Raw genomic sequence first — 15,160 nt, forward strand, 5'->3', positions numbered from 1 at the left:
AGGCGTCACGGGATGACGATGACCGGCCGCTGCGCCCGCTTCGCGAGCCGCCCAGCGACCGAGCCGAAGATCCGCCCGACGATGCCGTGCGTGGAGCCGACGACGATCGCGTCCGCCTCGTACTCCCGCCCGACCTCCTCGAGCTCGTGGCAGATGTCGCCGCCGCGCTCGACGAGGATCCAGGGCACCTCGGCGAGATAGTCCGCGCAGGCGAGTTCGAGCCCCAGGACCTCGGTGCGGTGGTCCGGGACGTCGACGAAGACCGGGGGTTCGCAGCCCGCCCACACCGTGGTCGGCAGCCGGTTGGCGACGTGCACGATGATCAGGCCGGAGCCGGAGCGGTGTGCCATTCCGATCGCATAGGCGAGGGCGCGCTCGCTGGACGTCGAGCCGTCGAAGCCGACGACGACGCCGTGCTTGAAAGCAGGGTCACAGGACTGACGTGTCTCTTCCGCCGCGAAGGGCTCGGACGCCGTGGGATCGACGACGGGGCGCTTGCGGTCCGCGGGATCGAAGAATTCTTGACCGGCCATGGCTGTCTCGGCGTTTGGATCCTCATGGGTGGGACGACATGTGCTACGGAGCTGTGTCCGGGAATCTTCTTCCCAACCCCATACCCCCAAGGGTACGGCGGCACGCCTCCTCTGCCCAGATCCCGCGACGGCCGCGGGAGGGTTCCAGGGAGCATGCACGAGAGGGTGCCCGCAACGCAATGGTTGCTGCCCCGTACAGGCTGTTTGCGCGGGGTTTTGACAGGCGTGGGGCGGCAGTTGATCGGTTCGCCCCCGCCGCTCGGTCTCTTTTCGGCGGGCTCGGCGGCGGTCGGGCTACCACCCGCGGGGCGGATTCCGTGACCGGCCGGTCGAACAGGCGTTGAACTCCGATGAGCCACCGCTCCAGACAGGCCCAAGCCACCGTCCAGGGAGGCCCACCGTGCCCGCATCCCAGCCCTCCTCCGGGAGGCCCGCCGCGCAGGACTCCGTCGGCGACTCCGTGAGCGATGTGGTGCGCTGGGCGGCCTTCAGCTGCGTACTGGTCCCCGTGGTGCTCGTCGGGTACGGGACGTCCCTGGCGGGCGCGGCAGGGGCGGCCCTCGGCCTGGCGGCGGTGACAGCGGCGTGCCGGGCCCTGTTGAGGCGCTCCGAGCGGTTCGCGGCGGGCCCGGTGAGCGAGAAACCGGCCGAGAAACGAACAGCAAGTCGCCGACGGCGCATCAGGGGCGGTACGGGAGCGCACAGAGGGGGCCGGCGAGCGGCAGAAAACACGCCGGTCGACTGACCGGTTTCCGCTCACGCGCCCGGTGCTTTTCAGCCAACTTCTGGCTCCCGCGCATTCGTTGGCCGAAGGGGTCTCCACCCCTCGTTCGACCTGCACCGAAAGGGGCGCCAAGGGGCCTCGCACCCTACGGGGACCGGCCACGCATGCGAGGCGCACTTCCCTGTACGGCCCACGAGTGCAACGCTTCGTGATCGAATGCTTCACGCCAAGTTGTCATGTCGACAATGTGCCGAGTGCTGAACTGGTCACGTAGGTACCACGGGACACAGTAGATTCGATCATGCTGTCTTACGGCGGGGGACTCGTGCAGGACCAAGGGGAAACGTGCAGGAGCGACACAACCGAGGAGCCGCGACCACCGAGGGGGGCTTAGCAGTATGAGCCACGACTCCGCTGCCGCGCCGGAAGCCGCGGCCCGGAAACTTTCCGGGCGACGCCGCAAGGAGATCGTCGCGGTGCTGCTGTTCAGCGGCGGCCCCATCTTTGAGAGTTCCATTCCACTGTCGGTGTTCGGGATCGACCGCCAGGACGCCGGCGTACCGCGCTACAGGCTGCTTGTCTGCGCCGGGGAGGAGGGGCCCCTGCGGACCACCGGGGGGCTCGAACTCACCGCGCCCCAGGGGCTGGAGGCGATATCCAGGGCAGGCACGGTCGTCGTGCCTGCCTGGCGATCGATCACCTCCCCGCCGCCGGAGGAGGCGCTCGACGCACTGCGCCGGGCGCACGAGGAGGGTGCCCGCATAGTCGGGCTGTGCACCGGCGCCTTCGTACTCGCAGCGGCAGGTCTGCTGGACGGTCGTCCCGCGACCACCCACTGGATGTACGCGCCGACGCTGGCCAAGCGCTATCCGTCCGTCCACGTCGATCCCCGCGAACTGTTCGTGGACGACGGCGACGTACTGACATCGGCGGGTACGGCGGCGGGCATAGACCTCTGTCTGCACATCGTGCGGACAGACCACGGAAACGAAGCAGCCGGAGCGCTGGCCCGCCGCCTGGTGGTCCCGCCCCGGCGCAGCGGCGGCCAGGAGCGCTACCTCGATCGGTCTTTACCAGAGGAGATCGGCGCCGACCCGCTCGCGGAGGTCGTCGCCTGGGCGCTGGAGCATCTCCACGAGCAGTTCGACGTGGAGACGCTGGCGGCACGCGCGTACATGAGCCGTCGTACGTTCGACCGCCGGTTCCGCTCGCTCACCGGGAGCGCTCCCCTGCAGTGGCTGATCACGCAGCGGGTGCTCCAGGCGCAGCGGCTCCTCGAGACGTCCGACTACTCGGTGGACGAGGTGGCGGGCCGCTGCGGCTTCCGCTCCCCGGTGGCCCTGCGCGGCCACTTCCGCCGGCAGCTCGGCTCGTCCCCGGCCGCGTACCGGGCCGCCTACCGCGCCCGGCGCCCACAGTCCGACAAGCCCTCGGACCCGGAGGGACCACCGCCGCCACCGCCCCCGCAGGAGTCCGCCTCGGTCCCCCCGCAGACCCGCCGCACGGCCGCCGCGCACGCCGTGGGCCCGTCGGCGTCCCTGTCCACGGAGCCGGACAGGAGCGGCAACGAGATGTACGCCAACGGCCGGCCGAGCCTGCCGGGGCAGCGGAGCGCGCCCTAGCGCTCCGCTGGGTTTGGCGGTTCGAAGCTGCGGGTTCGTTGTGGCTGGTCGCGCAGTTCCCCGCGCCCCTAAAAGGAAGGCCTGCGGCCTCCTTTAGGGGCGCGGTGTTGCACCGGACTTCGCCAAGGCCGCTCAGGCGTCGTAGACGTACAGCTCGCAGGGGTGAGGCGCGGTGTCAGGCAGCCTGCCTGGTCCCGCGCCTGCCACCGGGCATCGCCGGGGGCATAGGGTAAGACATATGAACGATCGCATGGTGTGGATCGACTGCGAGATGACCGGCCTCTCGTTGTCCGACGACGCGCTCATCGAGGTGGCCGCGCTGGTCACCGACTCTGAGCTGAACGTGCTCGGCGAAGGGGTGGACATCGTGATCCGCCCGCCCGACACGGCGCTGGAGACCATGCCGGAGGTGGTACGTGCCATGCACACCGCCTCCGGTCTCCTCTCCGAGCTGGCCGCCGGTACGACACTGGCGGACGCCGAGGAGCAGGTCATGGCGTACGTACGGGAGCACGTCAAGGAGCCGGGCAAGGCCCCGCTGTGCGGCAACTCGGTGGGCACGGACCGCGGTTTCCTGCTGCGGGACATGCCGAGCCTGGAGGAGTACCTCCACTACCGGATCGTCGACGTCTCCTCCGTCAAGGAACTGGCCCGCCGCTGGTACCCCCGGGCGTACTTCAACAGCCCGGAGAAGAACGGCAACCACCGCGCCCTGGCGGACATCCGCGAGTCCATCGCCGAACTCCGCTACTACCGCGAGGCGATCTTCGTCCCGCCCCCGGGCCCGGACTCCGACAAGGCCCGCACGATCGCCGCGAAGCACGTCCTGCCTGCGCAGTAGGGGCTGTGCCGCGCCCTCGAAAACGCGGGCGCGAGCACCCCTCGGGACCCTGTACACTTTTTCTCGGCCGGTCAGGAAGTCCACGCGGACAACCGCCGGGCATGGTGGGTGTAGCTCAGCTGGTAGAGCACCTGGTTGTGGTCCAGGATGCCGCGGGTTCAAGTCCCGTCACTCACCCTCGAAGACGAAGGCCCGACCTGCACAGACAGGCCGGGCCTTCGTCGTTCTCCAGTACCCCGGGACGGGGGCGCCCCTCACGACGAGTCGCGCTCCACCAACGTCGCGGGAAGCACCAACTGCCGCTTGTCCAGGCCTCGCGAGACCGCAGGCCGGCGGTCCGCGATCTCGTCGAGCAGGAGGTCGAGCATCGCGCGGCCCATGTCCTCGATCGGCTGGCGGACGCTGGTCAGCGGCGGGTCCATGTGGCGGGCGATGGCGGAGTCGTCGTAGCCGACGAGGGCCACGTCGTCGGGTGTGCGGCGGCCGGCCTCGCGCAGGACCTGGCGGGCGCCGGCCGCCATGACGTCGGAGCCAGCGAAGACGGCGTCCAGGGCGGGGCGGCGGGCGAGCAGCTCCGTCATCGCGCGCCGACCGCCCGCCTCCGTGAAGTCACCCGTGAGGATCAGTTCCTCGTCGACCTCCCGGCCCGCGTCGCGCAGCGCGTCGCGGTAGCCGTCGACGCGGCGCTGGGCGCCGAAGACGTCGAGGCGGCCCGCGATGTGGGCGATGGTGCGGCAGCCCCGGTCGAGCAGGTGCTCCACCGCGGCCCGGCCGCCACCGTAGTTGTCCGAGTCGACGGAGGGCAGCGTCTCGTCCGCGGATCTGCGGCCGCTGATCACCGCCGGGATCTCCAGCTGGGACAGCAGATCCGGCAGCGGGTCGTCCGCGTGGACCGAGACCAGCAGGACGCCGTCCACCCGGTGCGCCGCCAGGTACTGGGCCAGCCTGCGCCGCTCCCGGTCACTGCCCGCGAAGATCAGCAGGAGCTGCATCTCGGTGTCCGAGAGGGCCGCGCCCACGCCGCGGAGCATGTCCGAGAAGTACGGCTCCGCGAAGAAGCGGGTCTCGGGCTCGGGGACGACGAGGGCGATCGCGTCGGTGCGGTTGGCGGCGAGAGCGCGGGCCGCCGTGTTCGGGACGTAACCGAGCTCCGCGACCGCCGCCTCGACGGCCGCGCGGGTGGCGTCGCTGACCCGCGGGGAGCCGTTGATCACGCGGGAGACCGTGCCACGGCCCACTCCGGCTCGCGCGGCGACCTCTTCGAGGGTCGGCCGCCTGCCGCTGCGGCCCCGCGCTCCGTGGACTACCATCCCCTGCCTCCCGTCCGACACGGCTCGCACCGCGTGTGGCCTGGAATCTAACAGTGTCGGTCCGTACGCGGCTTCCGGCGCCCATCCACCGACTCCCGTACCGGACTTGATCGCTCCCCGGCCGTTAGTTAACGGCCCGATAACTGAAGACATATCTCGGCGTCTGGTCCCTTGACACCCCCGCGTCGAGCGACGAACCTTCAACACATCACCTGTGGGAGCGCTCCCACGGTACCTGACACATACACATCCCGCACGTTCCCCGCCCGAGCCGCAGCTTGATAGAACGGGCCCAACAGTGCAGTTGGCCGGGGGGTCGGCACGTCAGGGCAACAGGAGGACGCAATGCGCACGAATACCCGCCGGTCCCGCAGGCTGGTGGCCTTCGCGGCCATTGCAGCGCTGACTACAGGGCTGCTGGCCGGCTGTGCCGAGGACTCGGACGACGGCTCGTCGAACTCGGACGGTGGCAGCGACGGCAGCGGCAGCGGCAAGACCACGCTGTCCGTCGGCACCTTCGGTGTCTTCGGCTACAAGCAGGCCGGTCTCTACGACGAGTACATGAAGCTGAACCCGGACGTCACCATCAAGGAGAACGTCACCACCCGCACCGACGTCTACTGGCCCAAGACCCTCACCCGTCTGCAGGCCGGTGCCGGTACCGACGACATCCAGGCGATCGAGATCGGCAACGTCGCCGAGGCCGTGCAGACGCAGGGCGACAAGTTCGTCGACCTCGGCAAGGAAGTCGACAAGTCCCAGTGGCTGGACTGGAAGAACGCACAGGCCACCACCGAGGACGGCAAGCTGATCGGGCTCGGCACCGACATCGGCCCCATGGCGGTCTGCTACCGCAAGGACCTGTTCGAGAAGGCCGGCCTGGAGACCGACCGCACCAAGCTCGCCGAGCAGTGGAAGGGCGACTGGGGCAAGTACGTCGACCTCGGCAAGGAGTACATGAAGAAGGCGCCCAGCGGCACCAAGTACGTGGACTCCGCGTCCTCCGTCTACAACGCGGTCCTCAACGGTGAGAGCGAGCGGTACTACGACGACGGCGGCGACGTCGTCTGGGACAAGTCCTCGGGTGTGAAGAACGCCTGGGACGTCGCCATGGAGGTGGCGACGAGCGACATGTCGGCGAAGCTGAAGCAGTTCGACAAGCCGTGGGATCAGGCCTACGCCAACGGCACCTTCGCGACGGTGGCCTGCCCGGCGTGGATGATCGGCTACATCCAGGAGAAGTCCGGTGCCGCCGGCAAGGGCAAGTGGGACGTGGCGGCGGCGCCGACCGCGGCCAACTGGGGCGGTGCCTTCATCGGCGTCCCGACGGCCAGCAAGAACCAGAAGGAGGCCATCAAGCTGGCGAAGTGGCTGACCGCGCCCGAGCAGCAGGCGAAGGTCTTCGCCAAGCAGGCCAGCTTCCCGTCGACCCCGTCGGCGTACTCGACCCTGAAGCCGGCGGACGCGACCACGGCGTACTTCTCGGACGCGCCGATCACGCAGATCTTCTCCGACTCGGCGAAGACCATCCCGACGCAGATCTTCGGCGTCAAGGACCAGCCGATCAACACCGCGCTCACCGACATCGGCATCCTGCAGGTCGAGCAGAAGGGCAAGTCGCCCGAGGAAGGCTGGGACGCGGCCACCGAGGAGATCAAGGACGTGCTCGGCCAGTGACCAGCTCCAAACAGGCTCTCGCGCAATCCGCGCCGAGCGCCGACGCCGCGCCCGGTGAACAGCCGGGCGCGGCCCGGGGCGCTCAAGGTCGCGGTACGCCGCCCCCAGGTCCCAGCTCCTGGCGCAGTCGGCTGTACCGCTGGGACATGAAGGCGTCGCCGTACGCGTTCATCTCCCCCTTCTTCATCTTCTTCGGGGCCTTCTCGCTCGTCCCGCTGCTGTATACGGCCTGGTACTCGCTGCACAACGTGCAGCTGGCCGACCTGGACAACCAGACCTGGGCGGGCCTGGACAACTACCAGAACCTGTTCTCCTCCGACTTCTTCTGGAACTCCCTGTGGGTCACGCTCCTCATCGGCGTGATCTCGACCGTGCCGCAGCTGATCATGGCGATCGGGCTCGCACACCTGCTCAACTACAAGCTGCGCGGCTCGACCGTGTGGCGGGTGGTCATGCTCACCCCGTACGCCACCTCGGTGGCGGCGGCCACGCTGGTGTTCGTGCTGCTGTACTCCTGGGACGGCGGCATGATCAACTGGCTGCTCGACTTCGTCGGGGTCGACCCCATCAACTGGCGTGAGTCCGACTGGGGTTCGAAGTTCGCCGTCTCCACGATCGTGATCTGGCGGTGGACCGGCTACAACGCGCTGATCTACCTCGCGGCGATGCAGGCGATCCCCGCCGATCTGTACGAGTCGGCGTCCCTCGACGGCGCGAACCGCTGGCAGCAGTTCCGCCATGTGACGGTCCCGCAGCTGCGGCCGACGATCCTGTTCACGGTGGTCGTCTCCACGATCGGCGCGACGCAGCTCTTCGGTGAGCCCCTGTTGTTCGGCGGGGTCAGCGGCTCGAAGGGCGGCTCCGACCACCAGTACCAGACGCTCGGCCTGTACATGTACGACCAGGGCTGGGTCATCGGCAACCTCGGCAAGGCGTCCGCGATCGCCTGGTCGATGTTCCTGATCCTGCTGCTCATCGCCGTGATCAATCTGCTGGTCTCCCGACGCCTGAGGAAGTCCCAATGACCACCAGCGAAGTGCCCCTCACTCAGGAGAAGGAGCAGGAGAAGGGGGCGAAGGGCGACCGGGGCTTCCGGCGCCCCCGGATCCTCGGCGCGGGCAAGCAGCTGCACGCGGGCCCGGTCACCTATGCGGTCCTGACCATCTTCGCTCTCGTCTCGCTGGCGCCACTGGTGTGGACGGCGATCGCGGCCTCGCGCACCGACCAGCGGCTCGCGCAGACACCGCCGCCGCTGTGGTTCGGCGGGAATCTGTTCAAGAACCTCGAGCGTGCGTGGGAGGAGGCCTCTCTCGGCGCCGCGATGTTCAACACCACGCTGGTCGCGACCACCATCACCGTCGGCACGGTCCTGTTCTCCACGCTGGCCGGTTTCGCCTTCGCCAAGCTGCGGTTCAAGTTCTCCAGCACCCTGCTGCTGCTGACCATCGGCACGATGATGATCCCGCCGCAGCTCGCCATCGTGCCGCTGTACCTGTGGATGGCCGACCTCGGCTGGTCCAACCAGCTGCAGACCGTCATCCTGCCGACGCTGGTCACCGCCTTCGGCACGTTCTTCATGCGGCAGTACCTGGTGCAGGCGCTGCCCACCGAGCTGATCGAGGCGGCGCGTGTGGACGGCGCGAGCAGTCTGCGGATCGTGTGGCATGTGGTCTTCCCCGCGGCGCGGCCCGCGATGGCCGTGCTCGGCCTGCTGACCTTCGTGTTCGCCTGGAACGACTTCCTGTGGCCGATCATCGCCCTCAACCAGGACAACCCGACCGTGCAGGTCGCGCTCAACTCCCTCGGTACCGGCTACGTCCCCGACCAGTCGGTGATCATGGCGGGCGCGCTGCTCGGCACGTTGCCGCTGCTCATCGCCTTCCTCCTGTTCGGCAAGCAGATCGTGGGCGGGATCATGCAAGGCGCAATCAAGGGCTGACCCGCCGCGCCTCCGCCCGACGGGGCCGGGTCATCGACGCCCCGGCCCCGCTCATCTCCCCCACTTACTCCTCGGCCCTCCACGACCCCTTATGGGAGCGCTTCCATGCCTGAGCCTGTGACCTTTCCCCCCGCCTTTCTCTGGGGAGCCGCGACCTCCGCGTACCAGATCGAAGGGGCGGTGCGGGAGGACGGCCGTACGCCCTCGATCTGGGACACCTTCAGTCATACGCCGGGCAAGACGGCCGGTGGCGAGCACGGTGACATCGCTGTCGACCACTACCACCGCTACCGCGACGACGTGGCCCTCATGGCGGAGCTGGGCCTGGGCGCGTACCGCTTCTCGGTGTCCTGGTCGCGGGTGCAGCCGACCGGCCGCGGCCCCGCGGTGCAGCGCGGCCTCGACTTCTACCGCCGTCTGGTGGACGAGCTGCTCGCGCACGGCATCAAGCCGGCCCTCACCCTCTACCACTGGGATCTGCCGCAGGAGCTGGAGGACGCGGGCGGCTGGCCGGAGCGCGACACGGCGCTGCGTTTCGCGGAGTACGCGCAGATCGTCGGCGAGGCGCTCGGGGACCGCGTAGAGCAGTGGATCACCCTCAACGAGCCCTGGTGCAGCGCCTTTCTGGGGTACGGGTCCGGGGTGCACGCTCCGGGCCGTACGGACGCGGCGGCTTCGCTGAAGGCGGCCCACCACCTCAACCTGGCGCACGGCCTTGGTACTTCGGCCCTGCGCGCCGCGATGCCCGCCCGCAACACGATCGCGGTGAGCCTCAACTCCTCGGTGGTCAGGACGGTTTCGCAGGACCCGGCGGACCTGGCGGCCGGGCAGCGGATCGACGACCTCGCGAACGGCGTCTTTCACGGCCCGATGCTGAGCGGCGCGTACCCCGAGACGCTCTTCGAGGCGACGTCCTCGGTCACGGACTGGTCGTACGTCCTCGACGGCGACCTCGAGCTGATCCACCAGCCGCTGGACGCCCTGGGCCTCAACTACTACACCCCGACGCTGGTTTCGGCCGCCGAGTCCGCCCCGGCCGGCCCGCGCGCGGACGGCCACGGCGCCAGCTCGTACTCCCCCTGGCCGGCCGCGGACGACGTGATGTTCCATCAGACTCCGGGCGAGCGCACGGAGATGGGCTGGTCGATCGACCCGACCGGCCTCCACGAGCTGATCATGCGCTACACCAGCCTGGCCCCCGGACTCCCCCTGTACATCACGGAGAACGGCGCCGCCTACGACGACAAGCCGGACCCGGAAGGCCGCGTCCACGACCCCGAACGGATCGCGTACCTGCACGGCCACCTCTCGGCCGTCCGCCGCGCGATCACCGACGGCGCGGACGTCCGCGGCTACTACCTCTGGTCCCTGCTGGACAACTTCGAATGGGCCTACGGCTACGGCAAGCGCTTCGGCGCGGTGTACGTCGACTACTCGACCCTGGCTCGTACGCCCAAGTCGAGCGCCCATTGGTATGCGCAGGCAGCTCGCTCGGGGGAGCTGCCTCCGGTGTCCACTGAGTAGGGGGAAACAGGGGGAACGGGGGGATGGGGCGCGGCACTTGAGGGGGGTGCCGCGCCCCTGGTCTTGAGCGTGGGCGCGGGCGAGGGCGGGGGTGATGGTGCGGCCGCGTGGCGCGGTGTGGTGCGGTGGATGCGGTGCCGCGCGGCGGACGCGGCGGTGGGTCTGGGAGGGTGCTGTGTCGAAAAGTGTGAGCACTTCTCCCTGCCGTGTTCACGCACTGCTCGATTGAGCGCCCGAAGGACAGTTTCCCGCTGTGTGTTCACGATTTTTGCGGGGGTGTCCCCGTCAGCGTGGTCGCCCCAATTCGAACCAGGTGGCCTTGCCCCGACCCGGACCGTGCGTGCACACACCCCAGGCGTCGGCACCGTACGAGATGAGGTGCATGCCACGGCCGTCCTCGTCATCGTGCGCCGCGGTGCGGATTGCGGGCAGGCCCGGGGCTTCGTCGTGGATGAGGATGCGGAGGCGGGCGGGGTCGGCCCAGCCGGCGTGGAGGGTGACGGGGGTGGTGCAGCCCTTCGCGGCGCAGGCGTTGATGGAGTTGGTGACGGCCTCGGAGGTCAACAGGACGGCGGCGTCCGCGAGTTCGGAACGGCCGGAGGCGGCGAGGAGGGTGCGGACGGTTTCGCGGGCGGCTCGGACCCAGACGGGGTGGGGTGGGAAGACGAGGGAGACGTCGGTGGGGTGAGGGTGGATGTTGGGGCTTGGAGGGTTTTCCATGAGGCTCCTTCGGGTTGGGCGTCTACGCGGTGACCAGGTCCGGGCCTCGTCAACTGGCTTGAGAGCGGGGGTACTTCCTCGTGACGCGAGGTGGTCGGGTTGATGCCGAAGATAGGGCCACTCATGGGAAAGTTACAACCGTGTACGGCATGCTTCCCTCTCAGGAGTGACGCCCCTTCAGGGCGATGGACGTCGGCACCATCCTCGCGACACACTGCGCAAGGCCACAGGGAGGACCGCATGCCACCGAGGACCAGCCCCAGCGAGCGTCAGCGACGCCTGGGGGCTGAGCTGCGCAAGCTACGCATCCAGGCGGGGATGTCGGGTGACGCCGCTGCCGAACTCATCCAGGCCGAGCGCACCAGGATCAGCCACATCGAGAGCGGCCGCGTCGATGTCCCACGCAACGGGCTGTACAAGTTGCTACGCGCCTACGGTTGTCCGGAGGGCACCTACTTCGACGGCCTGATGGCGATGGCTCAGGAACGCGGGAAGGGCTGGTGGGGCGAGTTCTCCGACACGATCGGCCCCGCAGCCCGGGACCTGGCGGAACTCGAATCGCGCTCGACCACTCTGCGCACGCAGGAGCCGCTGTTCATCCCGGGCTTGCTTCAGACCGAGGAGTACTCCCGTGCCGTACTGAGCGAAACGGAAAACGACCCCCAACGAGTCGACAGATACGTCGAGTTCCGCCTGGCACGGCAGCGCATCCTCGCCGGGGACACTCCCGTCACCTTCGACGCCGTTGTCCACGAAGCCGCACTTCACGCCCATGTGGGCGGCCCAAAGGTGATGCGCCGGCAACTGCTGCGGCTGATGGAGGTCTCGAGACTGCCCAACGTGACCGTGCGGGTCTTCCCCTACGAGGCAGGGGCCTACTCCGCGTACAGCCAGTCATTCGCGATCTTCGGCGGCGCGACGCCCGAGCTGGACACGGTCTACCTGGAACATCCGACGCACTCGATCTTCCTGCGGGATGGCGGCCAACTCGACGAGTACGCCAAAATGTTCGAGCGGCTCTGCAAGCTGGCCTTGGCTCCCGTCGACCCCGAGTCGGCACCGGAGGCCCACAAGTCCCGCGACTCCCTGAGCCTCATCCAGCACGTCATGTACACCCTCTGAAAGGGACCCCGATGCCGCAACTCACCTGGCAGAAGTCCTCGTTCAGCGGCGGCGGCGAAGGCAACTGCGTAGAGCTTGCGGCAACGGCCCCCGACCGCATCCACCTCCGCGAGAGCGACCACCCACACGAGATCGCCACGGCCACACCCCGCGCCCTGGCGAACCTGCTGTACTCGCTGAAGGCCGGGGGCTCGGCGCGTTGAGCCGCTACCGAGCGAAACTCGGCTAAACAGCCACCAACCGCACCCTGTTCCCGCACAGCTTGGTCATGTCGTCGATGTCCGAGGTGAGCATGGCGACCGGGCGGTGCTGCCGAAGAGCCATCTCGGCCACCACGGCGTCGACCGCGTACTTGTGACCATGCAGCCCGGCGTTGATCAGCATGGCAGAGGCCGCCTTCGCCTCTTCGTCGCCGATGGGCACGATCCGCATGCCGGACAGAACCCAGGCGAGCCGCGCCTTGTCCGTCCGGCGGTGGGCCGCCTCGATGATGGTCAGCGCGCTGATGACCACCTCCATGCCCCGCTTGCGCGCCTCGGCGACAAGGGCCACGGCTGGCTCGTGATCACCGACGAGCTTGGACAGGCCCTCGCAGTCGAGGACGAGGGTGCCTTCGTGGCTCAGCTTGCGGCGGGCCACTGGCCCTCCTCGGCGAACACCTCGTCGAAGACGCGTCGCGCCCGTTCCTGTTCCTGCTCGGAGATCGGTCCCTGGCGGTGCTCGTAGTCGGCCAGGTACTCGTCCAGGATCCGGCCGCGCAGCTCACGCTCCACCGCCTCGGTGATGAACGCGGAGAACTCCCGCTTGCCGACCCGCTGACGGATCGCCTCGGCCGTCCCCTCTGGGAGCGAGAGGCTGACCCTGGTGGCGGGGCCTTCACCAATGCTGTACGGCGTTTCACTCTCAGCCATGCAGCGAGATTATCAAACGAGTAGGAATACCGTCGACCGCAGCGGGTTCCCTGTCCTCAGTGCCCCACCAGGCAGAACAGTGATCACAGGCCGATCCTCAGCAGCCGCCAGAGAGCCCCGACCCTCGATTTCCGAGATCACAGCGACAGGCTCACGGCGTCCCGGTTTAGGTCCCGGATCTCGGGGAGTTGCTGGAAGCCGGCTGACTTGTAGGTGGCGACGGCGCCGACATTGAGGCTCGGGGTGCAGACGATCGCGCTCGACGAGCCCAGCTCCTGGAGTACGGTCGCCGCGGCGACGGTGATCGCCTCGCCGTAGCCGTGACCGCGATGTTCCCGGTGCACGCCCATCGGCTCGAGCAGCCCGGGCCTGCCCGGACCGGCCGACCACACCGTCACCGCCGCCACCGCGTCGCCCTGGTCGTCGTACGCGACCAGACACCGGGCGTCGGCGTACGGCAATCCGGCCGCCATCGCGTGCCAGCGCTCGTCCGTGAACGTCGACCCGTCGAACGATGCCCGCTGTACGGCGGTCCGCACGTGCGCCTGCTCCGGCCCGATCACCTCGATCCGCACGCCCGGGTCCTTCACCGGCCCCGTGAGGTCGCGGCGCAGCGGCGTCCACGGCTCGTCGACGCTCCAGCCGTCCTCGAACAGCAGATCTTGGACCAGTGCGCCCATCGGCGCCTCGATGTTCACCTTCCCCTCGGGCAGTACGCCACGCTCCGGCTCGGTCACGTCCTCGACCAGCTGGTGCGCCAGCTCCTCGTCCCGCTGAGCGTCCGGCGCGATCGTCAGCCGCAACAGCTCGGGACCGTCCAGCAGCCCGACGGCGAGAATCTGTCCGTCCCGGCTCCACGTCCGGACCGCCGCGGCCGTCGCCTGCGCACCGAACCGCCAGAACCAGCCCAGGTCCCCCGGATGCAGTTGCATCGGCGCCCCGTCGTACTGCCACTCCCGCAGCACGCCCACAGCTTCGCTCAGCCCGTCAACTCCCGGCTCACCCAACACAATCGGCATACGCCCGATCACACATCACCGCACCGACAGTCCGCACCTGGTTTCCGGCGGGTCGGCGTGGGGGGGGGTAGCGCCGGGCCGGGCTTACCCCTGCCGATCCGGCGCGCCCCCCTCCGCATGCAGCACCCCCGCCCCCACAACCCGCACCCCCGTCGCCTCCCCCGCCCGCACCCGCAGCGGTCCCGCGACCCGGATGCCGACCGGGGCGTCGTGGCCGTCGACGGACACGGTGACCATGGCGTCGTGGCCGTAGTAGCAGACGTCGGTCACCGTGCCCCGTACCGCGTCTTCCGCGGTGGGGTCGGTGAGGCGGAGCTGTTCCGGGCGGAGCAGGACCGTGCCGGTGCGCAGGCCCGCGGGCGGGGCGCCCAGGGACACGGTGCCCAGCGGGGTGCGGGCCGTGCCGTCGGTCTCGACCGTGCCGGGGAGCAGGACGGCGTCGCCCACGAAGTCGGCGACCCAGGGGTCGGCGGGGTGGCGGTAGAGGTCCTGCGGAGTGGCGCACTGGGCGACACGGCCGTCGCGGACGACGGCGACGAGGTCGGCGGTGGACAGGGCCTCCTGCTGGTCGTGAGTGACGAGCACGGCCGTGGCTCCCGTCGCGCGCAGCGCCGTCCGCACGTCGGCCCGTACTCCCGCCCGTAGCGCGCTGTCGAGGGCGTTGAACGGCTCGTCCAGCAGCACCAGTTGAGGGCGCGGGGCGAGCGCCCGGGCGAGTGCGACGCGTTGCTGCTGGCCGCCCGACAGCTCGTGCGGCATGCGGTCGCCGTAGCCTGCCAGGCCGACCAGTTCCAGCATCTCGTCCGTGCGGCGGCGTCGCTCGGCCCGGTCCACACCCTTCAGGCCGAAGGTCACGTTGTGCGCCACGCTCAGGTGCGGGAACAGCGCGCCCTCCTGCGGGACGATGCCGACGCGGCGCCGCTCGGGTGGCACATGGACGCCCGCACCCGGGCCGGTCAGGACCCGGTCGCCCACCCGTACCGTGCCCGCGTCGGCGCGCAGGAAGCCGGCGACGATGCGCAGCAGGGTCGTCTTGCCGCAGCCGGAGGGGCCGAGGACGGCGGCCAGCGCGCCCGTCGGCACGGTCAGGTCCAGTCCGCGCAGGACGGGGTCGCCGTCACCGTAGGACTTGGTGAGCCCTTCGACGTGCAGTTCGTTCACGTTTTCTTTCGCGCTCATGTCCGTCACGTCCGTCATGTCCGGTGCCTGCCCAGGAGG

General features: G+C 69.4%; 16 protein-coding genes and 1 tRNA gene. 10 read left to right on the forward strand and 7 right to left on the reverse strand.

Annotated features, from left to right (window positions below; translation table 11 throughout):
• Positions 1–5: 5 nt before the first annotated feature.
• Entirely contained in the window at positions 6–533 is a 528-nt protein-coding gene (locus IEZ21_RS02305; RefSeq protein WP_033322807.1) for a universal stress protein, read from the reverse strand.
• Between the two features lie 400 nt (positions 534–933).
• Here IEZ21_RS02305 and IEZ21_RS02310 point away from each other — a divergent pair, with 400 nt between their 5' ends.
• The 4 genes from IEZ21_RS02310 (at position 934) to IEZ21_RS02325 (ending at position 3,897) form a co-directional block, all read left to right on the forward strand.
• Positions 934–1,278, forward strand: a complete 345-nt coding sequence (locus IEZ21_RS02310) for a hypothetical protein (RefSeq protein WP_189320182.1) — start codon at positions 934–936, stop codon at positions 1,276–1,278.
• Between the two features lie 377 nt (positions 1,279–1,655).
• On the forward strand, positions 1,656–2,879 hold the full coding sequence (locus IEZ21_RS02315) for a helix-turn-helix domain-containing protein (RefSeq protein ID WP_189320183.1): 1,224 nt from the start codon (positions 1,656–1,658) through the stop codon (positions 2,877–2,879).
• 238 nt (positions 2,880–3,117) lie between these two features.
• Positions 3,118–3,720 carry an oligoribonuclease gene (orn, locus tag IEZ21_RS02320; protein WP_033322809.1) on the forward strand — a complete coding sequence of 201 codons (603 nt, stop codon included), beginning with the start codon at positions 3,118–3,120 and terminating at the stop codon, positions 3,718–3,720.
• Positions 3,721–3,824: 104 nt separating this feature from the next.
• A tRNA-His gene (locus IEZ21_RS02325) sits at positions 3,825–3,897 on the forward strand.
• A gap of 77 nt (positions 3,898–3,974) precedes the next feature.
• Here the strand turns inward: IEZ21_RS02325 and IEZ21_RS02330 are convergent.
• Complete coding sequence (locus tag IEZ21_RS02330) at positions 3,975–5,030, reverse strand: LacI family DNA-binding transcriptional regulator (protein ID WP_189320184.1); 1,056 nt, start codon at positions 5,028–5,030, stop codon at positions 3,975–3,977.
• 345 nt (positions 5,031–5,375) lie between these two features.
• Here IEZ21_RS02330 and IEZ21_RS02335 point away from each other — a divergent pair, with 345 nt between their 5' ends.
• The 4 genes from IEZ21_RS02335 to IEZ21_RS02350 all read left to right on the forward strand — a co-directional run bounded on the left by IEZ21_RS02335 (position 5,376) and on the right by IEZ21_RS02350 (position 10,170).
• On the forward strand, positions 5,376–6,707 hold the full coding sequence (locus IEZ21_RS02335; protein WP_189320185.1) for an ABC transporter substrate-binding protein: 1,332 nt from the start codon (positions 5,376–5,378) through the stop codon (positions 6,705–6,707).
• The gene (locus IEZ21_RS02340) at positions 6,704–7,732 is read left to right on the forward strand and encodes a carbohydrate ABC transporter permease (RefSeq protein ID WP_189320186.1); all 1,029 of its coding nucleotides are present in this window, start codon (positions 6,704–6,706) and stop codon (positions 7,730–7,732) included. The genes IEZ21_RS02335 and IEZ21_RS02340 overlap by 4 nt, the downstream gene beginning before the upstream one ends.
• The gene (locus IEZ21_RS02345) at positions 7,729–8,646 is read left to right on the forward strand and encodes a carbohydrate ABC transporter permease (RefSeq protein ID WP_189320187.1); all 918 of its coding nucleotides are present in this window, start codon (positions 7,729–7,731) and stop codon (positions 8,644–8,646) included. Before IEZ21_RS02340 ends, IEZ21_RS02345 begins: the two co-directional genes overlap by 4 nt.
• A gap of 105 nt (positions 8,647–8,751) precedes the next feature.
• Positions 8,752–10,170, forward strand: a complete 1,419-nt coding sequence (locus tag IEZ21_RS02350; RefSeq protein ID WP_189320188.1) for a GH1 family beta-glucosidase — start codon at positions 8,752–8,754, stop codon at positions 10,168–10,170.
• 285 nt (positions 10,171–10,455) lie between these two features.
• Here IEZ21_RS02350 and IEZ21_RS02355 read toward each other — a convergent pair whose 3' ends face one another.
• On the reverse strand, positions 10,456–10,890 hold the full coding sequence (locus IEZ21_RS02355) for an ATP-binding protein (RefSeq protein WP_189320189.1): 435 nt from the start codon (positions 10,888–10,890) through the stop codon (positions 10,456–10,458).
• 240 nt (positions 10,891–11,130) lie between these two features.
• Between IEZ21_RS02355 and IEZ21_RS02360 the strand changes: the two genes are divergently transcribed.
• Both IEZ21_RS02360 and IEZ21_RS02365 read left to right on the forward strand, forming a co-directional pair.
• Positions 11,131–12,012, forward strand: coding sequence for a helix-turn-helix domain-containing protein (locus tag IEZ21_RS02360; protein ID WP_189320190.1), 882 nt, complete (start codon positions 11,131–11,133; stop codon positions 12,010–12,012).
• 11 nt (positions 12,013–12,023) lie between these two features.
• On the forward strand, positions 12,024–12,215 hold the full coding sequence (locus IEZ21_RS02365) for a DUF397 domain-containing protein (RefSeq protein ID WP_189320191.1): 192 nt from the start codon (positions 12,024–12,026) through the stop codon (positions 12,213–12,215).
• Between the two features lie 22 nt (positions 12,216–12,237).
• Here IEZ21_RS02365 and IEZ21_RS02370 read toward each other — a convergent pair whose 3' ends face one another.
• The 4 genes from IEZ21_RS02370 to IEZ21_RS02385 form a co-directional block, all read right to left on the reverse strand.
• Positions 12,238–12,651 carry a DNA-binding protein gene (locus IEZ21_RS02370; RefSeq protein WP_189320192.1) on the reverse strand — a complete coding sequence of 138 codons (414 nt, stop codon included), beginning with the start codon at positions 12,649–12,651 and terminating at the stop codon, positions 12,238–12,240.
• On the reverse strand, positions 12,633–12,923 hold the full coding sequence (locus IEZ21_RS02375) for a hypothetical protein (protein WP_189320193.1): 291 nt from the start codon (positions 12,921–12,923) through the stop codon (positions 12,633–12,635). Before IEZ21_RS02375 ends, IEZ21_RS02370 begins: the two co-directional genes overlap by 19 nt.
• Positions 12,924–13,060: 137 nt before the next feature.
• Entirely contained in the window at positions 13,061–13,942 is an 882-nt protein-coding gene (locus tag IEZ21_RS02380) for a GNAT family N-acetyltransferase (RefSeq protein ID WP_189320194.1), read from the reverse strand.
• An 84-nt stretch (positions 13,943–14,026) separates the two neighbouring features.
• The gene (locus IEZ21_RS02385; protein WP_373302167.1) at positions 14,027–15,139 is read right to left on the reverse strand and encodes an ABC transporter ATP-binding protein; all 1,113 of its coding nucleotides are present in this window, start codon (positions 15,137–15,139) and stop codon (positions 14,027–14,029) included.
• Positions 15,140–15,160 lie beyond the last annotated feature (21 nt).

It is taken from the genome of Streptomyces flaveus (assembly GCF_014647675.1).
Classification (GTDB): Bacteria; Actinomycetota; Actinomycetes; order Streptomycetales; family Streptomycetaceae; genus Streptomyces; species Streptomyces flaveus.

Bases quoted from the DNA above. Each gene is read 5' to 3' on its own strand.
- IEZ21_RS02305 (WP_033322807.1), bottom strand. From the start codon at position 533: ATGGCCGGTCAAGAATTCTTCGATCCCGCGGACCGCAAGCGCCCCGTC.
- IEZ21_RS02315 (WP_189320183.1), top strand. From the start codon at position 1,656: ATGAGCCACGACTCCGCTGCCGCGCCGGAAGCCGCGGCCCGGAAACTT.
- orn (WP_033322809.1), top strand. From the start codon at position 3,118: ATGAACGATCGCATGGTGTGGATCGACTGCGAGATGACCGGCCTCTCG.
- IEZ21_RS02330 (WP_189320184.1), bottom strand. From the start codon at position 5,030: ATGGTAGTCCACGGAGCGCGGGGCCGCAGCGGCAGGCGGCCGACCCTC.
- IEZ21_RS02335 (WP_189320185.1), top strand. From the start codon at position 5,376: ATGCGCACGAATACCCGCCGGTCCCGCAGGCTGGTGGCCTTCGCGGCC.
- IEZ21_RS02345 (WP_189320187.1), top strand. From the start codon at position 7,729: ATGACCACCAGCGAAGTGCCCCTCACTCAGGAGAAGGAGCAGGAGAAG.
- IEZ21_RS02350 (WP_189320188.1), top strand. From the start codon at position 8,752: ATGCCTGAGCCTGTGACCTTTCCCCCCGCCTTTCTCTGGGGAGCCGCG.
- IEZ21_RS02355 (WP_189320189.1), bottom strand. From the start codon at position 10,890: ATGGAAAACCCTCCAAGCCCCAACATCCACCCTCACCCCACCGACGTC.
- IEZ21_RS02360 (WP_189320190.1), top strand. From the start codon at position 11,131: ATGCCACCGAGGACCAGCCCCAGCGAGCGTCAGCGACGCCTGGGGGCT.
- IEZ21_RS02365 (WP_189320191.1), top strand. From the start codon at position 12,024: ATGCCGCAACTCACCTGGCAGAAGTCCTCGTTCAGCGGCGGCGGCGAA.
- IEZ21_RS02375 (WP_189320193.1), bottom strand. From the start codon at position 12,923: ATGGCTGAGAGTGAAACGCCGTACAGCATTGGTGAAGGCCCCGCCACC.
- IEZ21_RS02380 (WP_189320194.1), bottom strand. From the start codon at position 13,942: ATGCCGATTGTGTTGGGTGAGCCGGGAGTTGACGGGCTGAGCGAAGCT.
- IEZ21_RS02385 (WP_373302167.1), bottom strand. From the start codon at position 15,139: ATGACGGACGTGACGGACATGAGCGCGAAAGAAAACGTGAACGAACTG.